This is a genomic window from Rhizobium sp. Leaf371, assembly GCF_001424045.1.
GTDB lineage: Bacteria > Pseudomonadota > Alphaproteobacteria > Rhizobiales > Rhizobiaceae > Ferranicluibacter.
The window spans coordinates 345,629-367,322 of record NZ_LMQB01000028.1 but is presented as its reverse complement, the minus strand read 5'-3'; the positions used below and the strand labels follow the sequence as shown (position 1 = coordinate 367,322).

The following is a 21,694-nucleotide window of genomic DNA, read 5'->3' as shown; positions in this document are numbered from 1 at the left end:
TTTCGCGACGGGAGGGCCAGATGGTTTCAGACGTGAGCACAAAGGGACCGCTGACCGGCATCGCGCTGGCCTCGGCCGGCTATGCCTGCTTTGCCCTGCAAGACGCCATCGTCAAATGGCTGGTGACGGATTATGCCGTGCCGCAGATCCTGTTCTTCCGCAGCCTCGTGATCGTCGCCATCACCGGCGTCCTCGTCCGCGTCCGCAAACATCCGTCCGCGCTGCAAAGCCCTTACCGCAAGACGCTGGTGCTTCGCGCCGCGCTGATGCTGGTCGCCTGGCTGCTGTTCTACAATGCCGCCCGGTCGCTCGGCCTTGCGGAACTGACGACGCTGTATTTCTCGGCGCCGATCATGGTCATGTTCCTGTCGATCCTGGTTCTGAAGGAAACGATCGGCGCGGGACGCTGGATCGCCTGTATCGGCGGCTTCATCGGGGTGGTCGTTGCGGCTAATCCCACCCATTCCCCGAACCTCGTGCCGGCCGCCATGTGCGTCGTCGCGGGCTTCTGCTGGGCCTGGAGCACCATTCTCGTGCGTCTGGTCAGCCGCAGCGAATCCACCCTGACGCAGATGTACGCGACGAGCCTTCTGTTCGGTCTCGCCTGCGCGCTCTCGCTCCCCTGGGTGTGGACGACGCCGGATGCGGCAGGCTGGGGCCTGCTGCTTGCCCTCGGCCTCATCTCGACCATCGGCCAATACCTGCTCTATGACGGGTTCCGCTACGCCCCGGCCTCGGCGATTGCCCCTGTCGAATACACGGGTCTCATGTGGGCCTTCGTCTACGGATATCTCATCTGGGCGGAGATCCCGGCGCTGAACGTCTTCATCGGTGCGCTGCTGATCGTCGCGTCAAGCGTGCTGCTCATCGTCTGGGAACGACGGGGGCAAGGCCCCCGCCGCAGGCGTTCGGCGGCCTGACCGGATCAGCCCTGGATGAAGGCGAGAAGGTCGGCGTTGAGCACGTCCGCGTTCACCGTCAGCATGCCGTGGGAGAAGCCCGGATAGGTCTTCAGCGTTCCGTTTTTCAGGAGCTTGATGGCCTTCAGGGCGGCATCGGCAATCGGCACGATCTGGTCGTCCTCGCCGTGCAGCACCAGCGTCGGCACTGAAATGGCCTTCAAGTCGTCCGTCTGGTCGGTTTCCGAGAAGGCCTTGATGCCGTCGTAGTGGGCCTTGGCGCTGCCCATCATGCCCTGGCGCCACCAGTTGCGAACCACGGCTTCCTGCACCTGAGCCCCATCGCGGTTGAAACCGTAGAAGGGACCGGCCGGCACCTCGTGGAAGAAGACGGCGCGGTTGGCAGCGAGCGCCGAGCGGAAACCGTCGAAAACCTCCAGCGGCAGGCCTTCCGGATTGCCTGCCGTCTTCAGCATCAGCGGCGGAACCGCTGACACCAACACGGCCTTGGCCACGCGTCCGGCCGGTTCGCCATGCTTGGCCACGTAGCGGGCGACTTCGCCGCCGCCCGTGGAATGGCCGATATGGACGACGTTCTTCAGATCCAGCGCCTCGACGACGGCAAAGGCGTCGGCGGCATAGTGGTCCATGTCGTGGCCGTCGGACACCTGTGCCGAACGGCCGTGGCCCCGGCGGTCATGGGCGACGACGCGAAAGCCCTTCGAGACGAAGAACAGCATCTGCGCGTCCCAATCGTCCGACGACAGCGGCCAGCCGTGGTGGAACATGATCGGCTGGGCATCCTTCTGACCCCAGTCCTTGTAGAAAATCTCTGTACCGTCCTTGGTGGTGATAAAGCCCATGGTGGTCTCTCCTTCAGATGCGCTCGGCTTGCGGGGTCCGCCGCAAGAGCGGTTTCATCAATCGGCAGCAGGCGGGCATCGTCCCGGACAATGCCCAATTGCTTTTTACGCCAGAAACGCATCTTTGAAAGCCACGGCTGACGGTTTAGATCCCGTTCTTTGCGGCAACGCACAATTTTCCCGACCCAAACACATCCGCGGAAGGCTTGCCTAACCTTTCTTGGCCAGCTGCATCAGTGCGACCTGCTGCTGCAAGCGGCGCTGTGCCTGATCGACCACGACGGCCACGATGATGACGATGCCCTTGATGACCATCTGCCAGAAGGACGAGACGCCCATCATCACGAGCCCGTCCGAAAGAATGCCGATGACGAAGGCGCCGATGATGGTGCCGCCGATCGTGCCCCGCCCGCCTGACATCGACGTGCCGCCGAGGACGGCTGCCGCGATGGCATTGAGCTCGAACGAGTTGCCGGTTGCCGGATGCGCCGCCATGAGTTCGGACGAGATGACGATCCCGACGATCGCGGCGCAGAAGCCGGAAAACATGTAGACGAACATCTTCACCCGGTTGACCCGGATGCCCGACATGCGCGCCGCCCGCTCATTGCCGCCGACGGCGAAGATCTGCCGGCCGAGCGGCACGTAACGTGCGAAATAGGCGGCCGCGAGCGCGACGACGATGAGGATCCAGATCGACACCGGCAGGCCGATGATGCGGCCCGAACCTAGGAAGCCGAAGCCTGTGGTCGCAAGCTCCGGCTTGCCGACGAGGTTCGGAAACGTCTGCCCGTCCGACGACAGCAGCGCCAGACCGCGAGCGACATAGAGCGTGCCGAGCGTGGCGATGAAGGGCGCGACGTTCAGCCGGGTGATCAGCAGCCCGTTGACCGCGCCGATCAGGATGCCGACCGCCAGCGTGATCAGGCAGACCTCGACGATATTGAAATATATCGTGTAGCCGATCTGCAGATCGATGCCGTTGAGGATGAGCCCGCCGGCCACCATGCCGCAGAGCCCGACGATGGAGCCGACCGAGAGATCGATGCCGCCGGTGATGATGACGAAGGTCATGCCCATGGCGAGAAACGCGTTCAATGCCACGTGCTTCGACATCAGGATGATGTTGGCGGTCGAGAGGAAGTTCGGCGCGAAAGCCGAGAAGAAGGCGATGACGGCGAAGAGCGCGATGAACGTCCGCAGCTTCATCAGCGTCAGGAGAAGCGAGCCGCTGTCTGCCGAGGCTGCCGGTGTGGTCGTGGTGGCCGTCGTCATGGCGCGTGGTCTCCGCTGGTCTGTGTCGATTTGTGCCCGATCGATGCCGCCTGCACGATCGCCTCCTCGCTCGCATCCGCCCGATCGAGGATGGTGGTGATGCGGCCGTTGCTCATCACGGCGATCCGGTCCGACAGCGCCATGACCTCTTCGAGGTCGGAGGTCGAAAACAGGATGGCGAGCCCCTCGCCCGCCAGCCGGCGCATGGTGCGGAAGACGTCTGCCTTCGCGCCGACATCGATGCCGCGGCTCGGCTCGTCCATCAGCAGAACTTTGGGCTTTGTCATCAACGCCTTGCCGATGACGACCTTCTGCTGGTTGCCGCCCGACATGGAAGTCACGTCGAAATCCGGATTTGGCGCCTTGATCGCGAGATCCCGGATCGCGTCCGCTATGGCGGACCGCTCGCGCTCGCCTGTGATATGGAACTTGAAGCGCACGAACCGGTCGAGGCTGGCAAGCGTCAGGTTTGCGGCGATCGACAGAACCTGCACAAGGCCTTCGCGCTGACGATCTTCCGGGATCAGCGCCAGCCCGCGCTTGATGCGCGTCGGAGTGTCGCGCGCAGCGATTTCCGCGCCATCGACGTAGATTCGGCCGGTGGCATGCGGGTGCTGTCCCATCACGCACTCGAAGAACTCGCTGCGTCCCGCACCCATCAATCCGTAGATGCCGAGCACTTCGCCGGCCCGCACGGAGATCGAGAGGTGATCGACCGCAAGGCCACCGGTTCGCCGCGCGAGCGAGATGTCTTCGGCGCGGAAGGCTTCGCGACCGAGCGTATGATCGACGGATTTGGCGAAATCCTTGGCATCCGAGCCGATCATCGAGCGCACGATCCAGCGTGTATCGATGTCCTTGACGAGCGCCTGACCGGTGATCTGCCCGTCCCGCAGCACGGTGATGTGGTCGCCGATGCGCATCAGCTCCTCCAGCCGATGCGAGATGTAGACGATCGCCACACCCTGCGCTTTCAGCTCGGCGATCACCTTGAACAGGATATCGACTTCGGCAGCCGACAAGGCCGAGGTCGGCTCGTCGAGAATGAGGATTCGTGTGTCGAGCGAAAGCGCCTTGGCGATCTCGACCAGTTGCTGCTGGCCGATCGGCAGGTCTTCCACCATCGTCTCCGCACTGATGCCGGCGTCGAGCCGGTCGAGGAAGAGATTGGCCTTCTCGATCTGGGCATTGTGATCGATGCCTAGGAACCCCCGGACGATCTCGCGCGTGGCGAAAATGTTCTCCGCAACGGACAGGTTTCCGAAGAGGTTGAGCTCCTGGAACACCATGCCGATGCCGTGTTTCTGCGCATCGGCCGGAGAATGAAACTCGACCGGTTTCGCGTCGAGGAGAATACGCCCGAGCGAGGGACGCTCGACACCGGCGATCATGCGCATCAGCGTCGATTTTCCCGCGCCGTTCTCACCGACGAGCACGTTGACCGCACCCCGACGCAAGGAGAGAGTGGCATTCTTGACGGCGACGATGCCGGAATAGACCTTCGTCACATCCTCCAGCTGGAGGATGATGTCGTCCTGAGCGTCGATGCTGGAAGGAGAGGCCATGCTGGAATGAGAGGCCATGGTCATGGGCTCAGCGTCATCGTCACGGGCGTCAGAAGCGGCAGCTGGCCTTTGGCCGGCACGGGAAAAGCGCCGACCGCCTCCACCTTCCGGCCTTCCAGCCCCTCGCGCGGCAGCGCTTTCAGCACATCCTCGTTCAGGCGGGCGTTGAAGGCCTTGCCGAATTCGGCCCACTGGATCTGGTTCTTGAACTGGTTGAAGCTGACGAAATCGAGGCTGTCGCGGATCGCCGTGCCCTTGATGACGGGGCCGATCTGGATCCGCACATCCGCCTTGCCGTCGCCGTCGATATCCGTGTCGAGATAGCCGGCGCGCGACCCGGTCTCCGCCTTGACGACGCTGCCCGAGAGCTTCGCGGCATAGGTCCAGGGGGCGTTGCCCTCCTTTTCCTTGTGACCATATTTTGCGGCGGCGGCATCGGGATCGGACCCGATCAGCGCGGCGACATCGCTGTAAGGTCCGGCTTTGGAGGTGAGATAGGGCACCACCTTCGGCGCCCAGAGTTCGGTCGCCTGCCGCTCGGGATTGAAGCCGCCGCTTGCGGCCTCCGCAGCCTCTTCGGCCGTTGGCGTCTTGATGATCTTGCAGCCGGGCAGGACCATCAGGATGGCCGAGGCAAGGCACAGCGCGGCAGCGGCGGTGAAACGCGGCATTCCGTCAACTCCGGATGTAAAAAGGTGCGGGCGGCGCGTGAGAACGAACCGCCCGCTTCAGGAAAGTGCGATCAGTTCTTGAGCGCGAAGGTCTCAAGCTTGTCGGCGTTCTCGGCGTTGATCAGCACGCAGTCCATCAGCTGCTTTTCCTCGGCGGGTCCCTTGCCGGTCTTGATGTAGGCGTCCGCCTGCTCGACGGCCATCTGGGCCTGTGCATAGGCCGGCTGCATCACGGTCGCCTTGATGCCGCCTGCCTTGATGCTGTCGCGGACATCGTTGGAGCCGTCGAAGCCGACGACGATGACGTCCTTGCGGCCGGCGGCCTGCAGCGCTGCGATCGCGCCCATCGCCATCGTGTCGTTGCCGGCGATCACGCCTTTGATTTCCGGATTGGCCTGCAGGATGGTCTCCATCTTGGAGTAGCCTTCCGTCTGGCTCCAGTTGGCGGACTGCTGCGCCACCATCTTCAGGTCCGGATATTCGTCGATGATATCGTGGTAGCCCTTGGACCGGATGCCGGCGTTCAGGTCGGCCTCGCGACCGAGCAGCTCGACGTAATTGCCCTTCTCGCCCATCAGCTTGACGAACTCTTCGGCGCCGAGCTGGGCACCCTGATAGTTGTTGGAGACGATCTGGGAGACGGCGACGCCCGTTGCATTGATTTCGCGGTCGATCAGGAAGGACGGGATCTTCGCATCCTTGGCCTTCTGCACGGCGGCGATCGAGGCTTCCGAACCGGCATTGTCGAGAATGATCGCCTTGGCGCCGCGACCGATGGCGGTATCGATCAGCTGCGACTGCTTGTTGGCGTCGTCGTCATGCACGAGCACGAGCGTCTCGTAGCCGAGTTCCTTTGCCTTGGCTTCCGCCCCGACGGCTTCGGCCTTGAAGAACGGGTTGTCGTGGCTCGGCGTGATGATCGCGATGAGATCGGCCGCGTAAGACGGCATGGCCGTTCCGAGCGCGAGAACGCCGGCGAAGGCGGCAAGGGTCAGTCTGCGTGTGAGTTTCATGTGGTCCTCCCGGTTATCGTTTGTTAAGCGGCCCCGCCTCCCTGCGGGCCCGTATTCGCTGGACGACGGTGCCGCCTTGGCGCGACACCCGTCCGTCCCGTTTCTGGCGCTTAAGTGATCCGCCGAATGCTCTCGGCGATTTCCTGCGGCTCGAAGACGTTCTTCCAGTCGTCACGCATAAGCGCGGGGATGCCGAATTCGATCGCCTTGTTGCAGGCATCCGAGAACACGCCGTCCACTTCCTTGAAGATGACGGCGCCGAGCACGTTCATGTGGCCGAGCAGGAAGTCGCGCGCCGCCTGTNATGCGCTGGAGCAGGCACTTCATGATCGGCGTCCTGCTCATGGCGGTGGCCTCGCCTTGTTGCAGGCATCCGAGAACACGCCGTCCACTTCCTTGAAGATGACGGCGCCGAGCACGTTCATGTGGCCGAGCAGGAAGTCGCGCGCCGCCTGTTCCGGCACGCCGCGCTTCACGCATTCGTCCAGCGCCTGGCTCATGACGACGAGCAGCGAGGCGCAGACCGTTTCCGACAGGCCGGGCTCGAGGATCGCCATCTGCTCGACCGTCACCCGGTGCGAGCGCATCACGGGCGCCCAGATGGTTTTCGCCACCTCTTCGCCGAGCGCATAATGCTCCTCCGGCCCCTGCATCAGCGCGGAGACGATATGCTGCTTGGCGGCGATGCCGCCGAAATGATCCTTCTTCGCCGCCATCTCCGTTTCGTCGTTGAAGATCGGGGGATGGCAGGGATGGGTGACGAAATAGGTGATGTCGNGCGCAGACGGTTTCCGACAGGCCGGGCTCGAGGATCGCCATCTGCTCGACCGTCACCCGATGCGACCGCATCACCGGCGCCCAGATGGTTTTTGCCACCTCTTCGCCGAGCGCATAATGCTCTTCCGGCCCCTGCATCAGCGCGGAGACGATATGCTGCTTGGCGGCGATGCCGCCGAAATGATCCTTCTTCGCCGCCATCTCCGTTTCGTCGTTGAAGATCGGGGGATGGCAGGGATGGGTGACGAAATAGGTGATGTCAGCCCGTTCCGGCAGATGGCCGGCAAAGGGGGCGGCGGCATCGAGCACGACGACCATGGTGCCCGGGGCGAGCCTGTCGATGATCCCCGAGGCGACCTTGCCGATGGCCGTGTCGGGAACCGCGAGAACCACGACCTCGGCACCCTCGAGCGCCTCCTCCACGGGAAGGCAGGTGAGCCCGAGATCGGCTTGCAGCCGCGCGCGCCCGGCGTCGCTCACCTCCACGGGGCGGATGTCGAAGCGCGAGCCGATGAGGTTGCGGGCAAGCCGCGTGCCCATTTTGCCGCCGGCGCCGAAAAGTGCGATCGATGTCATGTGTGTTGATCCCGTTTTGTCGCGAGGATGGCGGCGAAGATGCTGAAGGCCCGGATGTGCCCGATGAGGTTGCGGGCAAGCCGCGTGCCCATTTTGCCGCCGGCGCCGAAAAGTGCGATCGATGTCATGTGTGTTGATCCCGTTTTGTCGGAGCATCTAACGGCAACTGGTATAATGAGTCAATGATCATTTCACATGATGTCGCCTTGCAAACGGAACCGACGTTCACGCACTTACGCAGACAGGCGGATCCGGCTAAATCACGTAATGCCGGCTTTGGGCCGCACGTCATATCGGACGGATTGTCATGCTCGTCTTTCTCGACTTCGAAGCCTCGTCTCTCGGCAAGAAGAGTTATCCTGTGGAAGTTGCCTGGGTTTTCGAAGACGGGACCTCCCGCTCGCATATCCTTCGGCCCGCGCCCGACTGGACCGACTGGTCGATCAAGGCGGAACGAATCCATGGCCTGACACGCCGGCGCCTCCATGAGGAGGGCGTGCCCGTAACGGATGTTGCGAACGAAATGCTCGAAACGCTTTCGGGACATGCCCTCTATGCCAGCGCGCCCTCTTGGGATGGGAAATGGCTGAGCGTGCTGCTGCGTGCCGGCGGACTGCCACGACACGCTTTACGGCTCGCAAAATCCGACGATGTCTTTCTGGAGCACGCCCGGCAGATCATGGACGGGACGTTTACGCGACGCGAGATCGCCGATTTCGTGAAGGGCATGATCGAGCAGACCGAGCCGGAACAACCCGTACACCGGGCGCTTGCGGATGCAAGGCTGGAGCAGACGCGGTGGCGCGCCATTCGGGAAGCCGCAGCCAATGCGGTCGAGGCGCGCGGACGTCTGGCGCTTTAGCGAAGACCGTCAGGCGACTGCGCGGGCCTGTTCCGGATGCAGGTCGGACAGTCGCTCGTTCTCGGTGAAGACGCGGTTTCTTCCTGCGAGCTTGGCGCCGTAGAGCGCGCGATCGGCGCGGGCCACGACCTCATAGATGCTGAGATCGCCGAGGCGTGTTTCCGCGACACCGAAACTTGCGGTGACCGGACCCGTCTGCGACCAGTCCGCTGATCCGATCCGCGCCTTCAGAGCCTCTGCAACGTGAACGGCCGCGGCGATCGTGAGATCTGGGAGGAAGAGCACGAACTCCTCGCCACCGAACCGCGCGAGAACGGTATCCGCCGCTTGTCCGGCCGCCAAAAGGCGTGCGAGTTCGGCGATGACGTCATCGCCGGCAGCATGTCCGTGCCGGTCGTTGATCCGCTTGAAATGGTCGATGTCGCAGACGATCACCGCGCCCATGGGCGTTTTCCGCCCGGCCAGGCGGTCGAAACCGCGGCGGTTGAGAAGCCCGGTCATCGAATCCCGGTCGGCCACGTCCTTGTAGCGACCGATCACCTCCAGCGTCACGCAGCCAAGTGCCGCAAATGCCAGAAGGAGGCCGATGAGGGTGCCCGTAACCTGCATGAAGAAGGCGTAGGGCGACGCCAGAAAGGTGTCGAAATCGGCCGGATTTTGGTTGAGAAGCGTCATGACGATGTTGCGCACCAGCGCATCCAATATGACCATGAACGCCGCTGCGAGAAGCAGGCGCTCCGCGACACCGCGCGCGTGGCGCAGGACGGCAATGGCCGGCACGGCGAGGCAGAGTGAGGCGAGGAGATCGTTGGCGAGAAGCGCCAGCGTTGGGCTTTGGACGATGAGGGTCGAGACGGCGGAAGCGATGACGCCAATGACGACGATCAGCGCCCTCGGCCAGATGGGCAGAATTCGCCGAAACTGCCCCAGCAGGCCTTGCCCGTAAAAGCTGAGGGCAAGCAGGAACAGCGTATCCGCCACCAGCGCACGGAACGGCCCGGGAATGGTTTCCGGCAGAACCGGCATGATGAAGCCAAGCGCGGCAGACAGATAGCCGAAACCCCACCATGGCGCGGATCGCGGCTCATGTCGGCCGACGAACAGAAATGTCAGACCGAAGACGCAGAAAATGACCGGCAAAAGAAACGCAAAATGATCCATGCCAGCCCCATTGCCGAGTCTTCCAGGCGCGGTGGCCTCTGACAGGTCGCACGCGGACGCATGTGTGCGTTCGGGTAGACGTTAGATATCTCGCTTTAACAGCGGGTAAACATGTTCCACCACCGAAGGATTCCCCGTCAAAATGCCCCCTGGTTGAACACTTCGTCCGGACCGCAGCTGTCGACCCCTTCCAGCGCCGTCGGAGAGACAAGGGCAACAGAAAAAGGGCGAGTCCTCGCCGATCATCAGGCGCGCGGACTGGTCACGCTTTTTAAGAACACCCCTCCCTTTGAAGCCCGAACGACGTCAAGACCGATTGTCCCAAACGAAAACACCGGCCTGAACGCGCTCTAGGCCGGTGTCGATGTCTCGTCCGTTCAGCCTCGGCCGAACGCGGTCAGATCAGTCCCGACCGACGCCCAGTTTGTCGATGGTCTGCATCAGAAGATCGGCACAGGCCTTTGCAGGCTCGTCATCCGCACATTTCAGGTCGATCTTCACATCGTCCGTTTCGACGCGGTAATGCGCTGCCTTGGACGGTGGCGGAGGGCGGCGGCCTTCGGGACCGCGATGCCATTTTTCGCCCTTCATGGCCTCTTCGGGTCCGCGCGGACCCTCCGGCGGCGGCGGGGGTGGCGGGGTCATCGCATCACCGGCAGCCGGCGGGGCTGGCGGCGGCGGAGGCGTATCCTGGGCAACCGCTGCGCCCGCAGCGAGCGACAAAGTAAGGCCGGCGAGAAGAAGAAGGCGCTTCATGAGAGATCCTGTTGTTGAGTGGCCCCCGTCAACGCCTCTTCTGCCAGTTTGTTCATGGACCATATTCTGATTTAGGCATGGTTTTTATCGTGTCCTGTCCGGCATTCGCCGAACGCCGGCCCGCAACCTTGCTGCGCGCCGGCGGCAGAACGTCACGCCTGCAGCGCGCGCTCGAAAAGACGTGTCAGCCGTTCGGCAAAGGCGCGGGGATCGGCCGGTTTGTCGCCGTCGAGAACGCGTGCCTGATCGAGAAGCAGGAGCGCGGCATCCTCCTTCAAGGCCGTGCCGTCTGCCTTGGCGGCGATCGCCTTGACGAGCGGATGTGCCGGATTGATTTCGAGGATCGGCTTTGCCGAAAGCTCCAGCCGGCCGGCACCCTGGAGGATCTTCTCCATCTGCCGGTCATAGCCGCCTTCGGAGGCCACGAGGCAGACGGCACTTTCCGTCAGGCGGTCGGAGGCGCGAACATCCGAAACCTCGCCGGAAAGCTTCTCCTTGGCATAGGCAATGAAGGTCGCGACATCGGCGGATGGCGCGCTGTCGGGTGCCGCGTCCCCCTCCGGCTTGGCGAACTGCGCCAGATCGGCCGCACCCTGCGTGATCGATTTGAACGTCTTGCCCTCGAACTCGCCGGCTGTCATCACCCAGAAGCTGTCGATCTGATCCGTGAGCAGCAGGACCTCGATCCCACGTGCGCGAAAACCTTCGAGCTGCGGCGAGGCCCGCAATTGCTCGAGACTGGTGCCCGTGAGGTAGTAGATCGCCGACTGTTCCGGCTTGGCATCCGCGACATATTGCTTGAGCGAGCGGCTCTCCTCGCCGGAGTCGGTCGTCTTGAAGCGGGTGAGCGACAGGAGTTGCGTCCGTCGTTCGCCATCTTCGTAGATGCCTTCCTTCAGAACGGCGCCGAAGTTTTCCCAGACCTTGGCAAATGCCTCGGCATCGCTCTCGGCGAGCTTCTCGATCGCGGTGATGATCCGGCTCGTGACGCCCTTGCGGATGGCCGTAAGGATCGGGCTTTCCTGAATCATTTCGCGCGAGACGTTCAGCGGAAGATCGGCGGTGTCCACGAGGCCGCGAACGAACCGGAGATAACGCGGCAGAACATCGGCCTCGTCGGTGATGAAGATGCGCTTGACGTAGAGCTTCATGCGGCCCTTGCGGTCCGGATCGAACATGTCGAACGGCTGGGCGCCCGGGATATAGGCCAGCGCCGTATATTCGTGACGGCCTTCCGCGCGGAAGTGCACGGTCAAGGCCGGCTCGTCGTATTGCCCGGAGAGGCTCCGGTAGAAATCGGCATGATCTTCCTTGGAAACCTCGTTTTTCGACCGCGTCCACAGCGCCGTGCCGTCGGTGAGTTGCGCCGGTTCGGCACCGGGCGTCTCAATGATCGAAACGGGCACCGGCACATGGCCGGACTGTTCCTTGACGATCCGCTCGACCGACCAGCGGGCGGCATAGGATTTGGCATCTTCCATCAGGTTGAGCGTGATGCGGGTGCCGCGCGCCGGAGCGTCGGCAAGCTCCACCGGGCTGACGGTGTAGGCGCCCTGCCCGTCCGACGACCAGAGCCAGGCTTCCTCCGCGCCGGCCCGCCGCGAGACCACATCGACCCGATCGGCAACCATGAAGCAGGAATAGAAACCGACGCCGAACTGGCCGATCAGCTGGGCGCCCTCGCCGGCCTTGTTGGCCTCGATACGCTCCATAAAGGCGCGCGTGCCGGACCGTGCGATCGTGCCAAGCGCCTCGATCAGCTCCTCGCGGCTCATGCCGATGCCGTTGTCCTCGACGATCAGGCGGCGGTTCTCCTCGTCGAGCGTCAGCGTAATACGGCTGTCCGCATCGCTGCCCAGCAAGTTTGGCGCGGCGATCGCTTCGAATCGCAGTTTTTCGCAGGCGTCCGCGGCATTCGAGATCAACTCGCGCAGAAAAACGTCCTTATCCGAGTAGACCGAGTGCACCATCATGTGCAGAAGGCGCGACACGTCGGCTTCGAAAACATGGCTCTCGGCGGGGCGTTCCGCATCCAGGTTCGTCATATCTCATCTTCTCCGTCATGACCGAAATTCAAACGACCAGTTGGCGAAGATTGCGTGCGGATTCAAGATGCTCGCGGTCTTCCCGCGCGTGTTGGCGGCGGAAAAACACAGGGAACGGCGCCCCGGGGCGCAAACCCCGGAACGCCGTGCTCATTTCCTTTGCCGTTCTGCTGACGCGAATGTTACGGCTGCGGAGGACGCGGGGCCTCCTCACCGGCCGGGGCGGCTGCAGGTCCATCGGCCGGACCAGCGGCGGGGCCACTTGCGGGACCACGGGCAGGACCGGCATCCGCTCCCTCGTCGGGCCCAGCATCGGGCCCGGCCTCGGGCCCACCCTTCGGTCCGCCCTTCGGACCTTTCGGACCCTTCGGCCCGTGGCCATGATGCGGCGGCTTGCCGACCGGGCCGAGCGCCTCGATCTTGCCGTCGGGGTGGACGAGGAAGCTTGCATGCAGGAAGCCGTCATCGAAACGACCCTGCACGCTGATCTCCTCGTTGGCCGTCACGAGCTTGCCGTCTTCGCCGGCCGGGCCGGTTTCCACCAGGGCGCGACCGCTCGCATCCTGAAGGACGAACTTGTTGCCGAAGATCTCGGCAACCTTGCCCTTGATGGTCACGAGATCGCCGTCCGGCATCGCGGAAATGGCGACCGGCGCCATGGGGGCCATTTCGACGCTCGGCTTGGCGAGCTTCATGGCGCCGGCGCCGCCGGCCACGCCGAGGGCGAGAAGGGCGACGGCTGCGACACCGGTAAAGGCCAGCCGCGACGACCGCCTGGCATGCGGCGGGATCGGGCGATCTGCGGAAGCCGGGTGGGCGGGGCGGGCGGCGGCTTCAGCGCCGGTGTGGATTTCTTCGTTCGACATGGTGTTCTCCTGTTCGTGTTGACGAGACCTTTCTAGCAACAGCCTGCCACCGACAGCCTGAACCCCGCGGTTCAGCTTGAGTTAAGCCGATGCGCCCTATGTCCTCTTCCACGATCAGCGGGAAACGGGATGCCATGAGAGTTCTTCTTGTCGAGGACGACGCCGATCTCTCGCGCCGTATCGCCGCCAGCCTGCGGGCGGAAAGCTTCGTCGTGGATATCGCGACCAATGGCGAGGACGCCGAACATGCCGGCCTCACGGAAATCTTCGACATCGCGGTGCTCGATCTCGGCCTGCCGCGCAAGGACGGCATCTCGGTCCTGAAGGCCTGGCGGGACGCCGGCCGGCTGTTCCCGGTGATGATCCTCACGGCGCGCGACGGATGGCCGGACAAGGTCGCCGGTTTCAAGGCCGGCGCCGACGACTTCATGACCAAGCCGTTCAAGGTGGAGGAACTCGTGCTGCGGCTGCGGGCTTTGGTCCGCCGCGCCACGGGCCACGCTTCGTCGCTTGTCGCCTGCGGACCGCTCGTGTTCGACGCGCAGCTCGGCACCTTCGAGCTGGAGGGTCTGCCCTTGAAGCTGACCGCACTCGAATGGCGGGTGCTGTCCTGCCTGATCCTGCGCAAGGAGGTCATCGTCGATCGGCGCGAGCTGATCGAGCGTGTCTACGAGGGCGATGCGGACGTCGACTCGAATTCGATCGAGGTCATCATCGCCCGGCTGCGCCGCAAGATCGGCGCGGAGCGGATCGAAACCGTCCGCGGGCGCGGTTACATGCTGACGGCCGCGCCATGAAGCTCCCGTCTTTCCCGTCGCGTTCGACCATCTCGGCCCGCCTGCTCGCCTTTTCGACGCTGTTCGTCACGGCGACGCTGATCGTCGCTGCGGTTATTCTCTGGTTGATCGTGGCGGGTGTCGTGCGGGAACAGATCGACCAGCGGCTCGACACTCAGATCGAGGCGCTTCGGGGTACGCTGACGATGAACCCGGATGGGTCGATGTCGCTCGGCGCCGCGTTCGACGGCCCGCCCTTTGATCGCGTCGGGGCCGGCTGGTACTGGCAGGTGAGCGGAAACGGCGTGCCGCTGACATCGCTCTCGCTTGCCGGCCGCACGATCGACAGCCCGCCACGCCCCCTGCCCGGCCGACATCGGCCCGACAAGGAACCGGCGCCACGCCCGGAGGCGGCCAGGGACGGGGGAATGGACCTCTACGTGCGGAGCATCGAAGCCCGTATCGGCGACCGGACGCTGGAGATTGCGGCGACGGCGCCCCGATCCGCGCTGAATGATCCGGCCCGGCGGGCGCTGTTCTGGCTGGTGCCGGCCATGGTGGTCCTCGGCATCAGCCTGGTTCTCGGCACGTTGCTGCAGGTGCGCTTCGGGCTGCGCCCCTTGAAACGGCTGACCCGCGCTATCGCGGAGGTCGCGGAAGGATCGCGCGAGAGGCTGCCGGATGTGGAGGCGGAGGAGCTGCAACCGGCGGCAAACGAGATCAACAGGCTGATTGCGGCCAACGTCCAGCGCCTCAGCGACACCCGCCTGCATTTCGCCAACCTCGCGCACGGCCTGAAAACCCCGGTCGCCAGTCTGTCGCTGGCGCTCGATGACGGGAACGACCCCGATGGTGCGATGCGCCAGCTGGTGGAGCGGATCGATGCGCGCATCCGCCATCATCTGGCGCGCGCGCGCCAGACCATGTCCGGCGCAGGCATGGCCGCCGCGACCCTGCTGCAGCCTTGTGTCGCCGACCTCGTGCAAGTCCTCTCCCGCATCCATGCCGAGCGGCGCCACCATGTCACCGGCGATATCCGCGGCGATATCGCGGTTGCCTGCGCGGCAGATGATCTCGAAGAGGTCCTCGGCAACCTGATCGACAACGCCTTCAAATGGGCGCGCAGCGCCGTCCGGATCTCGGCTTCGATCGAAGGCCGCATGGTCGTCGTCTGCATCGAGGACGACGGACCGGGGATCGCGCAGGACGCATTGGCCAGCGCCTTCATGCCGGGCGTTCGGATGGACGAGACCGTTCAGGGCGACGGTTTCGGTCTGACGATCGCGCGCGAAATCGCGGAGCTTTATGGCGGCGGTATCACGCTTGCGAACCGTCCGGAAAATGGCCTTTCGGTCACGCTCCGCCTGCCGCGTGCCACACATCCGGTGGCGCAGGTGCGGTAGTCGGGCGGCTGGGTCGGCCACTGACGGCAATGCGCCGGGAGCCCTGTGGAACTTCGCTCGCAACAGTCCGTTATCGGGCATAGCGAACCGAAGGAGTGATCATGGCAAACCAGAACAACATCTCGCCGGCCGTCAGGTCGTTGCAGAACGAACAGGGCGATCGCGAGCGTCGTGGCGTGGACGGCGATCTGGACAGGGCGTTGGAAGATACCTTCCCGGCGTCCGATCCGGTTGCCGTTTCGTCCATCACAGGCGCGGAAGGCGACAGCGGACGCGGGTATGCACGCCGCCGCACGGCGTCTTCGTCCGATATCAAGGGTTCGCTCGACGGCTATCTGGCCGATATCGAAGGGCGCATCCGCGAAAAGCCGTTGGCCGCTGCTGCAATCGTCGCAGCCGTCGCCTGGCTCTATGGCCGCACTCGGTAGGCATACGTTTTTTACGATGATCGGCAGGCAGGCTCAGGCCTGCCTGTTTCGTTTCGGGCTGCCGTTGGCTGTGTGAACCGTCGCAAGGCCGACACGGTTACGGCCGTCGCGTTTGGCCTGATAAAGCGCGGCATCGGCTTCGGAGACCAGTCGCTGCACCCCGTCGAGAAGCCGCCCTGCCATGCGGGAGACGCCGATGCTGGTGGTCAGCGCGATGCGGCGCCCGTCGTCGCTGCGCAGGTCGAGCGCCATGATCTCGACGCGCATCCGCTCTGCGATATCGGTGAGCGATTTATCATCCCTCCCGGGGACGACGGCCACGAACTCTTCTCCGCCATAACGGCCGACCGACGCACCATCGTCCGCCTCGAATCGGCGCAGGACATCCGCGACCGCCACGAGACAGGCATCGCCGGCATGGTGTCCATAGGTGTCGTTGATGGCCTTGAAGTGATCGAGGTCGATCATCATCACGGCGATTTCCGGGCCACCCGATCTCGCTGTCTGAAACGTCGTGTCGAGCACGGCCTGGAGAGACCGGCGATTGGCAAGACCGGTCAGGCTGTCTCGGTCGGAGAGGATCTTCAAAAGGGCATTGGTGCGCGTGAGGTCGATGGACAATGCGCCGTAGGCCTTCACGGCATCGGCGATGGTGGCGAGTTCGTGAAAGACGGGTTTTCGCGGTGCTTCCGGCTCGGTGTTGCCACGACTGATGGCGTCCAGCCGCGCGACGGCGGACCCGATCGGCGCCATGACATGGCGACTGACGACCCAGAGCGTCAAGACGAAAAACAGGACCGGCAGCGTGAGGATGAGGGTCCAGCCGAGTTTTACCTCGCGCGCCGCGCTGCCGATGGTCGAGGCCATGCTGTCGGCCAGCGCCACCGCATCCGTCGCCAGCGTCTCGCTCAGGCGGTCCGCGGTGTTGATCGCGTGCTGATAGGCTTCCGCACTGGCCGCATCCGTCTCGTGGATCTGCGCCTCAATCTCCGGCGTGATCGCCGCCCCGTCGGAATCGCGAAGTCTCCGGGAAGCCTCACGGGTGGAGACGATCACCTTGACGGACGCGGCAATCTCGCGCGCGCCGTCGATCAGAGTCTGGTTTTCATCGAGCGTAAAACTCTGGCAGAGCGTTTGCAGCTGAAGCTGGATCTGCCGCTCGATCTTCCGGTCATGCGCAAGGTAGACCGAGCGGATGAGGGATGCGGCGCGCTCCACTTTCAGCGCATTCCTGTTCTGGGACAGGATCAGCGGGATCTGCTCCTCGCGTGCGGTCTTCGCATCCCGCTCGATGCCGTTCAGAAACTGGACGGAATAGGCGGCCGCAGCCCCGGCATAGAGGCAGACGAGCAGCAGGGCGACCCTGCCGACAAGTCGCATCGATAGGCCATGCCGAGATTTGCGCAAGGAGATCATGGCTCAATAGATGCTGAACGGGAAATAGACGTCGTTGATCCGCTCGTAGCTGCCATCCAGACGGGTCTTCTTGATGGCGGCATTGACCTGTTCCAGCAGCGCCGTATCGCTCTTGCGCGCCGTCACATGGGCGGTGCTCTGAAGAAAATCATTGGTGACGGGATCGCCGATGAATTCGAAGGCCGAGCCCTCGCCGCTTTCGAGGAAGCTCATGAGCTCGATCGCATCCCCGAGCATCAGATCCGCTTTCCCCTGTTCAAGCAGTGCCTGCGCTTCGGGCTGGTCCTCGCCAAGCACGAGCGTGCTCTTTCCATAAACCTTGGCGAGGTACTGCGCCTGCATCGTGCCTTTGCCCGCCGTGATCCGCGCGCCGGCAAGACCCTCGGGGCTGATGTCCTGATACTTCTTCGGATCGCCGATGAAAACGGCATGCGAGCGGTAATAGGGCTCCGAATAGGCGATGCGCTTGGCGCGCTCCTCGGTGTAGGCCATGCTGGAGACCATGAGATCGTATTTGTTCTGCTCCAGCCCTTCGATGATCTCCGACCAGGGCGTGGCGACGAAGGCGCAGGTCCGCCCCATCTCCTTGCAGAGCGCCTTGGCGATATCGACGTCGAATCCGGCAAGCTCCCCCTTGTCGTTGACGAAATTGAACGGAGGGTAGGCCCCCTCGGTCCCGATCCGCAGGACGGGATCGTCCGCCAGCGTCGGGCCGGCGGCGACGAGGCCTAGAAGAAGCGCGGCAAGCAGGCATCTGCGAATCATGATCGATCTCCCGTTTGGAGCGCATGATGGCTGAGGGCCGTTAAGGCGAGGTCCAGAAATTAGGTAAATTTATCCTTACGTAAGGCATTCAATGCCGACCTGCCGCCGCACGCCGACGGCGCTCAGCGAAAGGCTCAGCTATAGTCGATGCCGGTCGCATGGGCGGCTGAAAGCATGCCCTTGTAGATGCCTTCTTCCGAGCCGGCGATGACGACGGCGCCGACGGCGCGCTTGTAAAATCCCGTCGGCCCCGCGCCGCCGATGACACCATATCCGTACCCGTGGTCGGACATGGCAAGCAACGTCTTCAAGAGCAGCGCGTGACCGATGCCCTTGCCGCGCATCGCCTCGTCCACGCCGGTCGGGCCGAAAAAGCCGCGCGCCGTCGCATCGTAACAGGCAAAGCCGAGCAGTTCGCCGTCCTTGACCGCAATCAGCAGCGATACCGGCTGCCGCATCATCGCGACAGTCGCCTCGCTGACCCAGCCCTGGCCGAACCGGGGGCCGATCCAGCTGGCGATCGTGTGCAGTTCGGGGGGCAAGGCACGGCGAATGACGACGCCCTCTTGCGCCACCTTGTCGTCGAGGGCCGTATCCGGCTTGAGATCGTAGAGGTTGACGAGCATGTCCATGAGAAAATCCTATCCTTTGACCGCACCGGCCGTCAGGCCGGCCACGATGCGCCGCTGGAAGATCAGAACGACGATGATCAGCGGCAATGTAACGGTGACCGAGGCGGCCATGATCTGGCCGAACGGATATTCGTAACGCGTGGTGCCGCCGATCAGCCCGATGGCCACCGGAACCGTCTTGTTCTCGTCCGTCAGCATGAAGGTGAGCGCGAACAGGAACTCGTGCCAGCAAAGGATGAAGGCAAGAATGCCCGTGCTGGCAAGCGAAGGCCCCATCAGCGGCAACAGGATACGGGTCAAGATTCGGAAATGCGAGCAACCGTCGATCAGCGCTGCCTCTTCCAGTTCGCGGGGAAATTCGCGGATGAAGGTCGTGAGAATCCACGTCGTAAACGGCACAGTCGACAGTAGATATGTCACGACAAGGGCGCTTGGGCGATTGTAGAGGCCGAGCGTGTTGATGAGCTCGAACATGCCGGAGAGCACGGCGATCTGTGGAAAGATCGAGATCATGAGGATCGCCATCAGCATCAGGCGCTTGTGTGGAAATTCCATGCGTCCCAGCGCATAGGCCGTGATGATGCCAAGCGACAGCGACAGCATCGTCGTCGCCGTGGCAACGAAGACGGAATTGACCAGAGACCCCATGAAGACGGAATTGTTGAACAACTGGCGATAGTAGGTGAAATTGAGCGCCGGCAGAAAGACCGTTGTGTAAAGTTCCGCGCCCTGCTTGGTGGAGGAGACGATCGCCCAGTAGTAGGGAAAGAGCGTGTAGGCGAGCACGAGCAGGATGAGCACGCCGAGCATGGCCCTGCGAAGACGGCGTTGCAAACGGTAATAGGCGGAAGACCGGCGCTTCGCCCGGACGGGCGTCGATGCGGCAGTGGCTGTCGACATAATCAATTCCCCGCGGATCGGTCGAGGCGCAGTGCGCCGATCAGGATGATGGCGACGAGCGCGACAAGCAGGAAAACCCAGGTGGAAGCGGCCGAGCCGACACCGAGTTCCTGGAAGCTCACCAGGCGGTCATGCGCATAGATCGAGACCGTCATGACGTTCTGGTTGCTAGCCGCGAGCACATAGGCGAGGTCGAACATGCGGATCGCATCGAGCGCGCGGAAGAGCACGGCGACGCCGATCGCCGGTTTCAGCAGCGGCAGCGTGATCGACCAGAACCGCTTCCATGCGGGAATGCCATCGACTTCGGCGGCTTCCATCATTTCGCCCGGAATGGTCTGGAGGCCGGCCAAGATCAGGAGCACCATGAAGGGCGTCGTCATCCAGACATCGACGAAGATCACCACACCCATGATCAGCGAACTGCTGGCCGTCCAGGCAATACCGTGGTCGATGACCCCGAGCGAAATCAGGATACGGTTGAACACGCCGAACTGGTCGTTCAGCATCCACTCCCAGATTTTCGTCGCGACGACGACGGGTATCGCCCAGGGAACGAGGATCGCCGCGCGCAACAATCCCCGCCCGGGGATCGCCTCGTTGAGCAGCAAGGCGATGCCGAGGCCGAGCAGGGTTTCGATCGCGACCGAGATGAAGGCGAAGGTCAGAGTGTTCCGGACCGCGTTCCACCAGGTCGGGTCCTCGATCACCTCGATGAAGTTTGCGAAGCCGACCATGCCGTAGACGGTGGGATCGTCGAGATAGGCGTCCGTGAAGCTGAAGAAGAAGGTGCGTCCGAGCGGCCACACCGCCACCATCAACATGACGAGAACCAGCGGCGCGAGGAAGAGCCAGGCCGTGCGATGCTCCCGGCGCGCGAGCTTAGCGCTCATGGACAAGCCTCCCCTCGCCGGCGTCCGTCACAGGCGTCGGGCCTGCAGCCCGGTGCTCTATCCGCTTGCCCTCCGCGTCGAATACGAAGATGTCGGCATCGGCAAAGGACAGGCCGACAGGCTGATTGCGCCGCTCGGTCGGCGGGCGCCCGGCGACGCGCACGACCCAGATGCTCTCGTCGGACAGCCGGATATAGGCAAAGTGCTCGTGACCGAGATCCTCGACGCGCTCCAGAATGCCGCTCATGCGCCCGGCATCGGCTGCAACAATCGAGAGCGCTTCCGGCCGAACGCCGATCGAGACCGGCTGCCTGTCTCCGGACGCAGCGGCATCCGCGACAAGCCCGGCCGGCAAAACGAATGCGCCCGTCTCCGTGCCCACCGGCACCGTGCCGAAATTCATTCTGGGACTGCCGATGAAGCCCGCGACGAAGCGGTTGGCGGGCGCCTGATAGAGTTCGAGCGGAGTGCCGACCTGTTCGATCGATCCCTGATTGAGGACGACGATGCGGTCCGCGAGCGTCATCGCCTCGGCCTGGTCGTGGGTCACATAGACCATCGTGGTCTTCAGGGTCTCGTGCAGCCGCGCAATTTCGATGCGCATTTCCATGCGCAGGTCGGAATCGAGGTTCGACAACGGCTCGTCGAACAGGAAGATTTCCGGTTCGCGCACGAGCGCCCGACCGATCGCCACGCGCTGCCGCTGCCCGCCGGAAAGCTCGCGCGGACGCCGTGCGAGAAGATGATCGACCTTCAGCATCCGGGCGACCGTGTCGACCTTGCTGCGGATGGCCTCCTTGCCGATCCGCAGGGTTTCGAGCGCGAAACCGATATTCCGCTCGACGCTCATATGCGGATAGAGCGCATAGGACTGGAAGACGAAGGCGACGCCGCGCTTGGATGCGGGCACGTCCGTCACGTCCTCGCCGTCGATGAGCACCTGTCCGCCGGAGGCGGGAACGAGCCCCGCGACGATCCGAAGCAGGGTCGATTTCCCGCAGCCGGACGGACCGACGAAGACCACGAACTCGCCGTTGGCGATTTCGAGATCGACGCCGCGAATGACCTTGTGCGTGCCATAGGCTTTGGTGACGGAGGAAAGGGCGATGGATGCCATGGCAGGTCCGATCAGAATAACGAAGATACGCCGAC

The 21,694-nt window shown here is 63.6% G+C and carries 22 protein-coding genes and 2 pseudogenes; 5 read left to right on the top strand and 19 right to left on the bottom strand.

Features of this window, described 5'->3' with window-relative positions; all coding sequences use genetic code 11:
• Positions 1–20 precede the first annotated feature (20 nt).
• Positions 21–920 carry a DMT family transporter gene (locus ASG39_RS21725; protein ID WP_062597016.1) on the top strand — a complete coding sequence of 300 codons (900 nt, stop codon included), beginning with the start codon at positions 21–23 and terminating at the stop codon, positions 918–920.
• 5 nt (positions 921–925) lie between these two features.
• Here the strand turns inward: ASG39_RS21725 and ASG39_RS21720 are convergent, their stop codons facing one another.
• The 9 genes and pseudogenes from ASG39_RS21720 to ASG39_RS24735 form a co-directional block, all read right to left on the bottom strand.
• Entirely contained in the window at positions 926–1,762 is an 837-nt protein-coding gene (locus tag ASG39_RS21720; protein ID WP_062597015.1) for an alpha/beta hydrolase, read from the bottom strand.
• 210 nt (positions 1,763–1,972) lie between these two features.
• The gene (locus tag ASG39_RS21715) at positions 1,973–3,037 is read right to left on the bottom strand and encodes an ABC transporter permease (RefSeq protein ID WP_062597014.1); all 1,065 of its coding nucleotides are present in this window, start codon (positions 3,035–3,037) and stop codon (positions 1,973–1,975) included.
• Complete coding sequence (locus ASG39_RS21710; RefSeq protein WP_244481305.1) at positions 3,034–4,620, bottom strand: sugar ABC transporter ATP-binding protein; 1,587 nt, start codon at positions 4,618–4,620, stop codon at positions 3,034–3,036. Before ASG39_RS21710 ends, ASG39_RS21715 begins: the two co-directional genes overlap by 4 nt.
• Positions 4,621–4,622: 2 nt before the next feature.
• Positions 4,623–5,273 (bottom strand): DUF2291 family protein, encoded by a 651-nt coding sequence (locus ASG39_RS21705; RefSeq protein WP_062597013.1) that lies wholly within the window; start codon positions 5,271–5,273, stop codon positions 4,623–4,625.
• A gap of 71 nt (positions 5,274–5,344) precedes the next feature.
• Complete coding sequence (locus tag ASG39_RS21700) at positions 5,345–6,286, bottom strand: D-ribose ABC transporter substrate-binding protein (protein ID WP_062597012.1); 942 nt, start codon at positions 6,284–6,286, stop codon at positions 5,345–5,347.
• A 110-nt stretch (positions 6,287–6,396) separates the two neighbouring features.
• Positions 6,397–6,589 (bottom strand): annotated as a pseudogene (locus tag ASG39_RS24015) (phosphogluconate dehydrogenase C-terminal domain-containing protein); the annotation flags it as partial.
• Between the two features lie 38 nt (positions 6,590–6,627).
• Positions 6,628–7,023, bottom strand: coding sequence for a phosphogluconate dehydrogenase C-terminal domain-containing protein (locus ASG39_RS21695; protein ID WP_277995983.1), 396 nt, complete (start codon positions 7,021–7,023; stop codon positions 6,628–6,630).
• A gap of 41 nt (positions 7,024–7,064) precedes the next feature.
• The coding region (locus ASG39_RS23515; protein ID WP_082477423.1) for a phosphogluconate dehydrogenase C-terminal domain-containing protein at positions 7,065–7,639 on the bottom strand (575 nt) is incomplete at its 3' end.
• Complete coding sequence (locus ASG39_RS24735) at positions 7,636–7,767, bottom strand: hypothetical protein (protein WP_277995982.1); 132 nt, start codon at positions 7,765–7,767, stop codon at positions 7,636–7,638. The genes ASG39_RS23515 and ASG39_RS24735, both read right to left, overlap by 4 nt.
• A gap of 179 nt (positions 7,768–7,946) precedes the next feature.
• Here ASG39_RS24735 and ASG39_RS21685 point away from each other — a divergent pair, with 179 nt between their 5' ends.
• Positions 7,947–8,501, top strand: coding sequence for a hypothetical protein (locus ASG39_RS21685; RefSeq protein WP_062597010.1), 555 nt, complete (start codon positions 7,947–7,949; stop codon positions 8,499–8,501).
• 9 nt (positions 8,502–8,510) lie between these two features.
• On the opposite strand, the gene ASG39_RS21680 is transcribed toward ASG39_RS21685, so the two are convergent.
• The 4 genes and pseudogenes from ASG39_RS21680 to ASG39_RS21665 all read right to left on the bottom strand — a co-directional run.
• Positions 8,511–9,662, bottom strand: coding sequence for a GGDEF domain-containing protein (locus ASG39_RS21680; protein WP_062597009.1), 1,152 nt, complete (start codon positions 9,660–9,662; stop codon positions 8,511–8,513).
• A gap of 402 nt (positions 9,663–10,064) precedes the next feature.
• Positions 10,065–10,418, bottom strand: coding sequence for a hypothetical protein (locus ASG39_RS21675; protein ID WP_062597008.1), 354 nt, complete (start codon positions 10,416–10,418; stop codon positions 10,065–10,067).
• A 152-nt stretch (positions 10,419–10,570) separates the two neighbouring features.
• Entirely contained in the window at positions 10,571–12,463 is a 1,893-nt protein-coding gene (gene htpG / locus ASG39_RS21670; RefSeq protein WP_062597007.1) for a molecular chaperone HtpG, read from the bottom strand.
• Positions 12,464–12,846: 383 nt separating this feature from the next.
• A pseudogene (locus tag ASG39_RS21665) lies at positions 12,847–13,329 on the bottom strand (hypothetical protein); the annotation flags it as partial.
• A gap of 134 nt (positions 13,330–13,463) precedes the next feature.
• Between ASG39_RS21665 and ASG39_RS21660 the strand changes: the two are divergent.
• The 3 genes from ASG39_RS21660 to ASG39_RS21650 all read left to right on the top strand — a co-directional run bounded on the left by ASG39_RS21660 (position 13,464) and on the right by ASG39_RS21650 (position 15,936).
• A complete protein-coding gene (locus ASG39_RS21660) occupies positions 13,464–14,126 on the top strand; it encodes a response regulator transcription factor (RefSeq protein ID WP_062597006.1) in 663 nt (220 codons plus the stop codon).
• Positions 14,123–15,508, top strand: coding sequence for a HAMP domain-containing sensor histidine kinase (locus ASG39_RS21655; RefSeq protein ID WP_062597005.1), 1,386 nt, complete (start codon positions 14,123–14,125; stop codon positions 15,506–15,508). Before ASG39_RS21660 ends, ASG39_RS21655 begins: the two co-directional genes overlap by 4 nt.
• Before the next feature lie 101 nt (positions 15,509–15,609).
• A complete protein-coding gene (locus ASG39_RS21650) occupies positions 15,610–15,936 on the top strand; it encodes a hypothetical protein (RefSeq protein WP_062597004.1) in 327 nt (108 codons plus the stop codon).
• Positions 15,937–15,969: 33 nt separating this feature from the next.
• Here the strand turns inward: ASG39_RS21650 and ASG39_RS21645 are convergent, their stop codons facing one another.
• The 6 genes from ASG39_RS21645 to ASG39_RS21620 form a co-directional block, all read right to left on the bottom strand.
• On the bottom strand, positions 15,970–17,316 hold the full coding sequence (locus ASG39_RS21645) for a GGDEF domain-containing protein (protein WP_062597003.1): 1,347 nt from the start codon (positions 17,314–17,316) through the stop codon (positions 15,970–15,972).
• Between the two features lie 39 nt (positions 17,317–17,355).
• On the bottom strand, positions 17,356–18,117 hold the full coding sequence (locus tag ASG39_RS21640) for a transporter substrate-binding domain-containing protein (protein WP_062597002.1): 762 nt from the start codon (positions 18,115–18,117) through the stop codon (positions 17,356–17,358).
• 134 nt (positions 18,118–18,251) lie between these two features.
• A complete protein-coding gene (locus ASG39_RS21635; protein WP_062597001.1) occupies positions 18,252–18,749 on the bottom strand; it encodes a GNAT family N-acetyltransferase in 498 nt (165 codons plus the stop codon).
• A 9-nt stretch (positions 18,750–18,758) separates the two neighbouring features.
• Positions 18,759–19,649 (bottom strand): carbohydrate ABC transporter permease, encoded by an 891-nt coding sequence (locus tag ASG39_RS21630; RefSeq protein ID WP_062597000.1) that lies wholly within the window; start codon positions 19,647–19,649, stop codon positions 18,759–18,761.
• 2 nt (positions 19,650–19,651) lie between these two features.
• Positions 19,652–20,542 carry a sugar ABC transporter permease gene (locus ASG39_RS21625; RefSeq protein WP_062596999.1) on the bottom strand — a complete coding sequence of 297 codons (891 nt, stop codon included), beginning with the start codon at positions 20,540–20,542 and terminating at the stop codon, positions 19,652–19,654.
• Positions 20,532–21,659, bottom strand: a complete 1,128-nt coding sequence (locus ASG39_RS21620; RefSeq protein WP_062597080.1) for an ABC transporter ATP-binding protein — start codon at positions 21,657–21,659, stop codon at positions 20,532–20,534. Before ASG39_RS21620 ends, ASG39_RS21625 begins: the two co-directional genes overlap by 11 nt.
• Positions 21,660–21,694: the final 35 nt, after the last annotated feature.

What these genes read in the sequence shown, in the direction of transcription:
- ASG39_RS21725 (WP_062597016.1), top strand. Translation starts at nt 21, where the DNA reads ATGGTTTCAGACGTGAGCACAAAGGGACCGCTGACCGGCATCGCGCTG.
- ASG39_RS21720 (WP_062597015.1), bottom strand. Translation starts at nt 1,762, where the DNA reads ATGGGCTTTATCACCACCAAGGACGGTACAGAGATTTTCTACAAGGAC.
- ASG39_RS21715 (WP_062597014.1), bottom strand. Translation starts at nt 3,037, where the DNA reads ATGACGACGGCCACCACGACCACACCGGCAGCCTCGGCAGACAGCGGC.
- ASG39_RS21710 (WP_244481305.1), bottom strand. Translation starts at nt 4,620, where the DNA reads ATGGCCTCTCATTCCAGCATGGCCTCTCCTTCCAGCATCGACGCTCAG.
- ASG39_RS21705 (WP_062597013.1), bottom strand. Translation starts at nt 5,273, where the DNA reads ATGCCGCGTTTCACCGCCGCTGCCGCGCTGTGCCTTGCCTCGGCCATC.
- ASG39_RS21700 (WP_062597012.1), bottom strand. Translation starts at nt 6,286, where the DNA reads ATGAAACTCACACGCAGACTGACCCTTGCCGCCTTCGCCGGCGTTCTC.
- ASG39_RS24735 (WP_277995982.1), bottom strand. Translation starts at nt 7,767, where the DNA reads ATGACATCGATCGCACTTTTCGGCGCCGGCGGCAAAATGGGCACGCGG.
- ASG39_RS21685 (WP_062597010.1), top strand. Translation starts at nt 7,947, where the DNA reads ATGCTCGTCTTTCTCGACTTCGAAGCCTCGTCTCTCGGCAAGAAGAGT.
- ASG39_RS21680 (WP_062597009.1), bottom strand. Translation starts at nt 9,662, where the DNA reads ATGGATCATTTTGCGTTTCTTTTGCCGGTCATTTTCTGCGTCTTCGGT.
- ASG39_RS21675 (WP_062597008.1), bottom strand. Translation starts at nt 10,418, where the DNA reads ATGAAGCGCCTTCTTCTTCTCGCCGGCCTTACTTTGTCGCTCGCTGCG.
- htpG (WP_062597007.1), bottom strand. Translation starts at nt 12,463, where the DNA reads ATGACGAACCTGGATGCGGAACGCCCCGCCGAGAGCCATGTTTTCGAA.
- ASG39_RS21660 (WP_062597006.1), top strand. Translation starts at nt 13,464, where the DNA reads ATGAGAGTTCTTCTTGTCGAGGACGACGCCGATCTCTCGCGCCGTATC.
- ASG39_RS21655 (WP_062597005.1), top strand. Translation starts at nt 14,123, where the DNA reads ATGAAGCTCCCGTCTTTCCCGTCGCGTTCGACCATCTCGGCCCGCCTG.
- ASG39_RS21650 (WP_062597004.1), top strand. Translation starts at nt 15,610, where the DNA reads ATGGCAAACCAGAACAACATCTCGCCGGCCGTCAGGTCGTTGCAGAAC.
- ASG39_RS21645 (WP_062597003.1), bottom strand. Translation starts at nt 17,316, where the DNA reads ATGCGACTTGTCGGCAGGGTCGCCCTGCTGCTCGTCTGCCTCTATGCC.
- ASG39_RS21640 (WP_062597002.1), bottom strand. Translation starts at nt 18,117, where the DNA reads ATGATTCGCAGATGCCTGCTTGCCGCGCTTCTTCTAGGCCTCGTCGCC.
- ASG39_RS21635 (WP_062597001.1), bottom strand. Translation starts at nt 18,749, where the DNA reads ATGGACATGCTCGTCAACCTCTACGATCTCAAGCCGGATACGGCCCTC.
- ASG39_RS21630 (WP_062597000.1), bottom strand. Translation starts at nt 19,649, where the DNA reads ATGTCGACAGCCACTGCCGCATCGACGCCCGTCCGGGCGAAGCGCCGG.
- ASG39_RS21625 (WP_062596999.1), bottom strand. Translation starts at nt 20,542, where the DNA reads ATGAGCGCTAAGCTCGCGCGCCGGGAGCATCGCACGGCCTGGCTCTTC.
- ASG39_RS21620 (WP_062597080.1), bottom strand. Translation starts at nt 21,659, where the DNA reads ATGGCATCCATCGCCCTTTCCTCCGTCACCAAAGCCTATGGCACGCAC.